Annotated in this window: 2 protein-coding genes; both read left to right on the forward strand. The window is 65.0% G+C overall.

The window, feature by feature from the left end; genetic code table 11:
• Positions 1-379, forward strand: a 379-nt coding sequence (locus OC610_RS15625; RefSeq protein ID WP_264428871.1) for a phosphopantetheine-binding protein, incomplete at its 5' end; no start/stop codon positions are given.
• On the forward strand, positions 379-8,682 hold an 8,304-nt coding region (locus tag OC610_RS15630), incomplete at its 3' end, for a non-ribosomal peptide synthetase (RefSeq protein ID WP_264428873.1). The genes OC610_RS15625 and OC610_RS15630, both read left to right, overlap by 1 nt.

Genomic DNA, 8,682 nt, shown 5'->3' on the forward strand with positions numbered 1-8,682 from the left:
TCACCTGCCGTTGACCCCCAACGGCAAGCTCGACCGCAAGGCCCTGCCGGGCATCGAGGCCGGGCGCTGGCAAAACGCATACGAGGCGCCGGTCAGCGAACTGGCGCAGCAAGTCGCGGCGATCTGGGCCCAGGTGCTCACCGTCGAACGCGTGGGCCTTAACGATCACTTCTTCGAGCTGGGCGGCCACTCGCTGCTGGCGGTCACCGCCGTCTCGCGCATGGCCCTCGAACTGGGGTTGAGCCTGACCCCGCAACTGCTGTTCCAGCACCCCGTCCTGCAGGATTTCGTCGCCCGACTCGACAGCACCGACGGGACAATCAATGAAGAGAAACTGAACAAGCTGGACGCCCTGCTTGATGAAATGGAGGAAGTCTGATGGACAAGAGTGTTGCTTTGAGGGTTGCCAAGCGCTTTATCACTCTGCCGCTGGACAAACGCAGGCTGTACCTGGAGAAGATGCTGGAGGAGGGCGTCTCGCCGGCCAACCTGCCGATCCCCGAAGTGCGTTCCGGGTTCGAGCACATTCCGCAGTCCTACGCCCAGGAGCGCCAGTGGTTCCTCTGGCAAATGGACCCGCACAGTTCGGCCTACCACATTCCCAGCGCCTTGCGTCTCAAGGGCCAGTTGGACGTGCCGGCCCTGGAGCGCAGCTTCAATGCCCTGGTCGAGCGCCACGAAAGCTTGCGCACCACGTTCGGTGAGCTCGGTGAGCAAGCCGTGCAGGTCATCCACCGGCATCTGCCCCTGAGCATCGCTGTCGAGGCGCTGCCCATCGGTTCATCGGTCAGCGAGGACGCGGGCATCAAGGCTTACGTCGAAGGCGAAACCGCGCGTCCGTTCGATTTGCGCCAAGGGCCGTTGCTGCGGGTTTCGCTGTTGAAAATCGCCGAGGACGACCACGTGCTGGTGTTGATCCAGCACCACATCATCGCCGATGGCTGGTCGATGCGCGTGCTGGTGGACGAACTCGTGCGCTGTTACGCCGCCGACACCGGCGGCCAGCCGCTGGCATTGCCGGAACTGCCGGTGCAATACGCCGACTACGCCATCTGGCAACGCCATTGGCTGGAAGCCGGCGAGCGCGAACGCCAGTTGGCCTATTGGGTCCAGACCCTGGGCGACGAGCAACCGGTGCTGGAGCTGCCGTTCGATCATCCGCGCCCCCCGGTGCAAAGCCTTCGTGGCGCGCGGCTAGATATCAAGTTGAAGCCGGAATTGGCCGCGTCGCTGAAGCAACTGGCCCAGCGAGAAGGCGCCAGCCTGTTCATGGTCTTGCTCGCCTCGTTCCAGGCGTTGTTGCACCGCTACAGCGGCCAGCCACAGATCCGCGTCGGCGTGCCGACGGCCAATCGCAATCGGGTCGAGACCGAAGGGTTGATCGGCTTTTTCGTCAACACCCAGGTCCTCAATGCCCAGGTCGATGGGCAGATGCCCTTCGATGAATTGCTCGCCCAGGTCAAGCAAGCGGCCATGGCGGCCCACGCCCATCAGGACCTGCCGTTCGAGCAACTGATCGAAGCCCTGCAACCGGAGCGCAGCCTCAGCCACAGCCCGATTTTCCAAGTCATGTTCAACCACCAGAACGCCGATGCTGCGGGCCGTCGGCAGATGCAGCTGCCGCAACTGCGGGTCGAGGACCTGACGTGGGAAGGGCGCACCGCCCAGTTCGACTTGACCCTGGGCACCTACGAAACAGCGCAGGGCATCGCCGCAGAGCTGACCTACGCCACCGATCTCTTCGAACCGCAGACCGTCGAGCGCCTCGCCGAGCACTGGCAAAACCTGCTGCAAGGCATCGTCGATGCGCCCCGCCAGCGAGTCGGCGAACTGCCGCTGCTCGACCCGGCGCAACAGCGTCTCACGCAACAGCAATGGCTGCGCGTCGCCGACCACGGCGCCGAAGCCGTGTGCGTGCACCAGCGCATCGCTGACCAGGCGCAACGCGCCCCCGCCGCACTGGCGCTGACCGTTGACGGACAATCCCTGAGCTACCGGCAACTGAACGCCCGCGCCAATCAACTGGCTCACCGCCTGATCGATCTGGGCGTGTCGCCCGGCCAGTTGGTGGGCATCGCGGTGGAGCGCAGCGTCGAGATGATTGTCGGCCTGCTGGCGATCCTCAAGGCCGGCGCCGCCTACGTGCCGCTGGACCCGGCGTATCCCGAGGATCGCCTGGCCTACATGATTGAGGACAGCGGTATTGCATTGCTGCTGACCCAGGCCCGTTTGCAGACGCGATTGCCTATTCCACCGACGCTCCGGACCCTGCTGCTCGATCAGCCGGACGGAGCACTGCAAGACGCCCCGAAAACCTGCCCGGCCGTATCGCTGACCGACGAGCACCTGGCCTACGTCATCTACACCTCCGGCTCCACCGGCAAGCCCAAGGGCGTGATGGTTCGCCATGGCGCACTGGGTAATTTCATCACCAGCGTGATCGCCCAGCCGGGCCTCGCGGCCAGTGACCGCATGCTGTCGCTGACGACCTTCTCCTTCGATATCTTCGGCCTGGAAATCTACGGGCCGCTGTGCGCCGGGGCTCGCATCGTGCTGACCGGGCAGCACGTGCACCAGGATCCGCAAGCGGTGCTGGCGCTGGTCGAACAACACGACGTCACGGTGCTGCAAGCGACGCCGTCGAGCTGGCGCATGCTGCTCGATCACGAGCAGGCCTCGGTGCTGTCCGGCCGGACTTTCCTGTGCGGCGGCGAAGCCTTGCCCCAGGAACTGGCGCAGCGACTGCTGGCGCTTTCGCCGAAGCTCTGGAACCTCTACGGGCCGACCGAAACCACCATCTGGTCGGCGCTGCACCCGTTGAGCCCCGAGCGCGACCGGCCCTTCCTTGGCCTGCCGCTGGACAACACGGCGCTGTACATCGTCGGCAGCGACCTGACGCTCAACCCGCCCGGCGCGCCGGGTGAGCTGCTGATTGGTGGCGCTGGCCTGGCCCGTGGTTATTTCCAGCGCCCGGGGCTGACCGCCGAACGCTTCGTCCCTGATCCGTTTTCCACCAGCGGCGAGCGGCTGTACCGCACCGGCGACCTGACCCGTTATCGCGCCGAAGGGGTGGTCGAATACCTCGGCCGCATCGACCATCAGGTGAAGATCCGCGGCCTGCGGATTGAACTCGGGGAGATCGAAGCCGCTTTGCTGGCCCAGGACAGTGTGCGCGAAACCGTGGTGGTCGCCCACGACGGCCCGACCGGTGCGCAACTGGTGGGCTACGTCGTGCCTGCCAGCGGCGAAGTGCCGGAGCTCGATGCGTCGCTGCGCGCCACGCTCAAGGCCGCCCTCAAGGCGCAGTTGCCGGACTACATGGTCCCGGCGCACCTGTTGTTCCTGGCTCGGTTGCCGCTGACGCCCAACGGCAAGATCGATCGCAAGGCCTTGCCGGCGCCCGACGCCAGCGACGTGCAACAGGCCTACGTGGCGCCTCGTAGTGAGGCCGAGCAACAAGTCGCGGCGATCTGGCAGGACGTGCTCAAGCTTGAGCGCGTGGGCCTGGAGGACAATTTCTTCGAGTTGGGCGGGCATTCGCTGCTGGTGACCCAAGTAGTTTCGCGGATCCGCCGAGTGCTGGGCATCGAGGTGCCGCTGCGCAGCCTGTTCGAACACAGCACCTTGCAGGCGTTCGTCGCGGCGTTCGAGGCCGCGCCCGGCGAACAGGTTCCGGCGCTGGTGCCGGTGCCTCGCGATGCGCCACTGCCGCTGTCGTTTGCCCAGGAACGCCAGTGGTTCCTCTGGAAAATGGACCCGGACAGCGCCGCCTATAACATCCCCACGGCCCTGCGGATGCGCGGCACGCTGGACAAGGACGCGTTGCGCAAGAGTTTCGCTGCGCTGGTGGCGCGTCACGAAAGCTTGCGCACCTTGTTCGTCGAAGAGGACGGGCGCACCTGCCAGGTCATTCGCGGGCAGGGGGAGGTCGATTTCGTCGAGCAGTGTCTGGCAGGGCGTGACATCCAGGTCTTGATCGAACAGCAGACCCACCGCCCGTTCGATCTGCTGACTGATTCGTTGCTGCGCGTGGCGCTGCTTGAAATGGACGAACAGGACCACATCCTGGTGCTGACGCTGCATCACATCGTTTCCGATGGCTGGTCCTTGCAGGTGATGGTCGATGACCTGATGAGCCTGTATTCGGCGTTCGTCCAAGGCCAGCAAGCGCATCTGCCACCGTTGGCAGTGCAATACGCCGATTACGCCGTCTGGCAGCGGCAATGGATGGCGGACGGTGAGCGGGATCGTCAACTGGCCTATTGGTCCGGGCAACTGGGTGGCGAACAACCGTTGCTGGAACTGCCCACCGACCATCCGCGCCCGGCGCAGCAAAGCCTGCGCGGCGCACGCCTGCCAATCGTGTTGGACGCGGCCTTGAGCGCCGGTCTCAAGGCCCTGGCCCGACGGGAAAACGTCACGTTGTTCGTGCTGTTGCTCGGTTCGTTCCAGGCGCTGCTGCACCGCTACAGCGGCCAGGCCGACATCCGCGTCGGCGTGCCGATCGCCAACCGGCAACGGCTGGAAACCGAGCGGCTGATCGGTTTCTTCGTCAACACCCAGGTCCTGCGCAGCGAGTTCCACAGCGAGCTGACCGGCGCCGCGCTGCTGCAACAGCTCAAGCAAACGGCCATGGCCGCGCAGATGCACCAGGACTTGCCTTTCGAGCAATTGGTGGATGCCTTGCAACCGCAGCGCAACCTCAGTCATAGCCCGCTGTTCCAGGCGATGTTCAACCACCGCAACGAAGCTGATTCGGCGTTCGCCAATGCCTTGCCGGACCTTTGCGTCGAACCCCTGGGCTGGACGCAGCGCACCGCGCAATTCGATTTGAGCATGGACACAGTCGAAAGCCCGCAGGGCCTGCACGCGGCCCTGACCTACGCAACGGATCTGTTCGAGCCGGCGACCATCGAGCGCATGGCCCGGCATTGGCTCAACCTGTTGCACGAGCTGGTGCACGACCTGCATCGCCCGGTGGGGCAGTGGACGCTGCTGGACGAGGACGAGCGCCGGCACATGCTCATCGATTGGAACGCGACGGCGCAGCAATACCCGCCTGAGCGCAGCGTGCAAAGCCTGATCGAGGAACAGGTGCGCCGGACCCCGGACGCGCCTGCGCTGGTCTTCGGCGAGCAGCGCCTGAGCTACCGCGAACTCAATGCTCGGGCCAACCGCCTGGCCCATCGCTTGATCGACCAGGGCGTCGGCCCCGACGTGCTGGTGGGCATCGCCGTGGAGCGTTCCGTGGAGATGGTGCTGGGGCTGTTGGCGATTCTCAAGGCCGGCGGCGCCTACGTGCCGCTGGACCCCGAATACCCGCGTGATCGCCTGGCCTACATGTTCGAAGACAGCGGCATTGGTTTGCTGCTGACCCAGCAACATCTCATCGATTCCTTACCGATTCCGGACGGGCTGCGCAGCCTGGTGCTGGACTTGCCCGACGACGACTTGTACGCCAGCCGCGACAGCAATCCCGCCGTAGAAGTCCACGGTGAGAACCTGGCTTACGTGATCTATACCTCCGGTTCCACCGGCAAACCCAAGGGCGCGGGCAATCGCCACAGTGCCCTGGTCAACCGGCTGTGCTGGATGCAACAGGCGTATGGTCTCGATGCCTCGGACAGCGTGCTGCAAAAGACGCCATTCAGTTTCGACGTGTCGGTGTGGGAGTTCTTCTGGCCGCTGCTGACCGGTTCGACGTTGGTGGTGGCCGCGCCGGGCGCCCATCGCGACCCGGCGCAGCTGATCGAACTGATCACGGCCCAGGGCATCACCACGCTGCACTTCGTGCCGTCGATGCTCCAGGCGTTCGTGCAGGATTCGCGCGTGGCCGAATGCACCAGCCTCAAGCGGATTGTCTGCAGCGGCGAAGCGCTGCCGGTGGATGCCCAGCAGCAGGTGTTCGCCAAGCTGCCCAACGCCAACCTGTACAACCTCTACGGCCCCACCGAGGCGGCCATCGACGTGACGCACTGGACCTGTGTCGAGGAGGGACGCGACAGCGTGCCGATCGGCCAGCCGATCGCCAATCTCGGCACCTACATCCTCGACGATGAACTGTCGCCGGTTCCAGTGGGGGTGATCGGTGAGTTGTATCTCGCCGGCGAAGGGCTGGCGCGGGGTTACCACCGACGCGCGGCGTTGACCGCCGAGCGCTTCGTCACCGGGCCATTCGGCCATGGCCAACGCTTGTATCGGACCGGCGACCTGGCGCGTTATCGCCCTGACGGTGTGATCGAATATGCCGGGCGGATCGACCATCAAGTGAAGATCCGCGGCCTGCGCATCGAGCTGGGGGAAATCGAAGCGCGCCTGGCCGAGCACGATGCCGTGCGCGAAACCGTGGTCCTGGCCCAGGACGGCACGCTGCTGGTGGCCTACGTGGTGCCGGCGCGCGCCGAGCTGCTGGCCGCCGATGACGCCGTTCGCCAGGCGCTGCAAGCGCGCCTCAGGGAACATCTAAGCCAAGCCTTGCCCGACTACATGGTGCCGCAACACTGGGCGTGGCTGGAAAAAATGCCGGTCAGCCCCAACGGCAAGCTGGAGCGCAAGGCGTTGCCCAAGGCCGAGCCGAGCGCTCATCCCCAGGCCTGCATCGCAGCCGTGACCGCGCAGGAACAGACGCTGGTGGATATCTGGCAAAGCGTGCTCGGACGAGAGCGCGTGGGCGTGACCGACAATTTCTTCGAGCTGGGCGGCGATTCGATCATCTCCATCCAGGTCGTGAGCCGGGCCCGTCAGGCCGGTATCCATTTCAGTCCCAAGGACCTGTTCCTGCACCAGACCATCCAGGGTTTGGCCGGCGTGGCGACAACCGGAGACGGTGGGCTGGTGATCGACCAGGGCCCCGTGACAGGGGAGGCGCTGCTGTTGCCGTTCCAGCAGTTGTTCTTCGAACAGGCCATGGCCGAGCCTCATCACTGGAACCAGTCGGTGTTGCTCAAGGGCGTGCGACCGGTGCACGCCGGGCATCTGGAGCAGGCGTTGCAGGCCTTGGTCGAACATCACGATGCGTTGCGCCTGGCCTTCACCCATGAGGACGGCGCCTGGATCGCTCGCCATAGAACTTTGACGGAGCAGCGTTCACTCTGGCAGCACTCACCCTTGCTGTGGACCGCCGAAGTCGCGGATGCGCAGGCCCTCGAACGCCTGGCCGAACGCGCCCAGCGCAGCCTGGAACTGGACAGCGGCGCGCTGCTGCGCGGTGTTCTGGCGACCCTGGCCGATGGCAGCCAGCGGCTGTTGCTGGTGATCCATCACCTGGTGGTGGACGGCGTGTCGTGGCGGGTTCTGCTGGAAGATTTGCAACGGGCCTATGACCAATTGCAGGCCGGCCAGACGCCGACATTGCCGGCCAAGACCACGTCTGCACAGGCCTGGGCGCAACGGTTGCAGATTCATGCCGGCAGCGCGACGTTGCAGGGCCAAGTCGCGTACTGGCAGGCGCAATTGGACGGCGCTCGCCACGATCTGCCTTGCGACCATCCCGGGGGTGATTTGCGCAGGTGCCTTGGGGCGCAAGTGCAGACGCGGCTGGACAAAGCACTGACCCGACGACTGTTGCAGCAAGCACCGGCGGCCTATCGCACCCAGGTCAACGACCTGCTGTTGACGGCGCTGGCGCGGGTGATCGGCCGCTGGACTGCCCAGGCTTCGACTTTGATCCAGTTGGAAGGCCATGGCCGCGAGGCGCTGTTCGATGATGTGGACCTGAGTCGCAGCGTGGGTTGGTTCACCAGCCTGTTCCCGGTGCGCCTGACCCCGACGGCGACCGCCGAAGGCTCGATCAAGGCAATCAAGGAGCAACTGCGGGCGATCCCTGACAAAGGGCTCGGCTTCGGCGTGTTGCGCTACCTGGGCGATGAACCGACGCGTCGTGCCCTCGCGGCACTGCCGGTGCCGCGCATCACCTTCAATTACCTCGGGCAGTTCGACAGCGGCTTCAGCGAGGAGGCCGACGGGCTGTTTGTCCCGTCCAGCGAGTCGGCGGGCGCGGCCCAGAGTCCGTTGGCACCGCTGGACAACTGGCTGACCCTCAACGGCAGCGTCTATGCCGGCGAGTTGAGCATCGACTGGACCTTCAGCACGCAGATGTTCGACGAAGCAACGATCCAGGCACTGGGGGTGGATTACGCTCGGGAATTGCAGGAACTGATCGACCACTGTTGCGAGACCCAGCGCCACGGCTTCACGCCGTCGGACTTTCCCCTGGCCGGGTTGGACCAAGACCAATTGGACGCGTTGCCGCTGGTGGCCCGAGAGGTGGAGGACCTCTATCCGCTGTCGCCGATGCAACAAGGCATGCTGTTCCACACGCTGTATGAGCAACAGGCCGGCCACTACATCAACCAGATGCGTGTGGAGGTCGAAGGATTGGATGTCGAACGCTTCCGCCAGGCCTGGCAAGCGGCGACCGACGCCCATGACGTGCTGCGCAGCGGTTTCGTCTGGGAAGGCGATTTCAAGCGTGCGTTGCAGGTGGTGCACAAGCGTGTAGAGGTTGCGTTGCAGTTGCACGACGCACGCATGGAGGCTGATTTGCCTCGCTACCTGGAAACCCTCGCAACGGCCCAGCGCCAGCAAGGGTTTGCCCTGGAAGCGGCGCCGTTGTTGCGGTTGGTGGTCGTTCGGGTGGCGGACAACCACTATCAGTTGATCTACACCAGCCATCACATCTTG

Source organism: Pseudomonas agronomica (assembly GCF_025917275.1).
Taxonomy (GTDB): Bacteria; Pseudomonadota; Gammaproteobacteria; order Pseudomonadales; family Pseudomonadaceae; genus Aquipseudomonas; species Aquipseudomonas agronomica.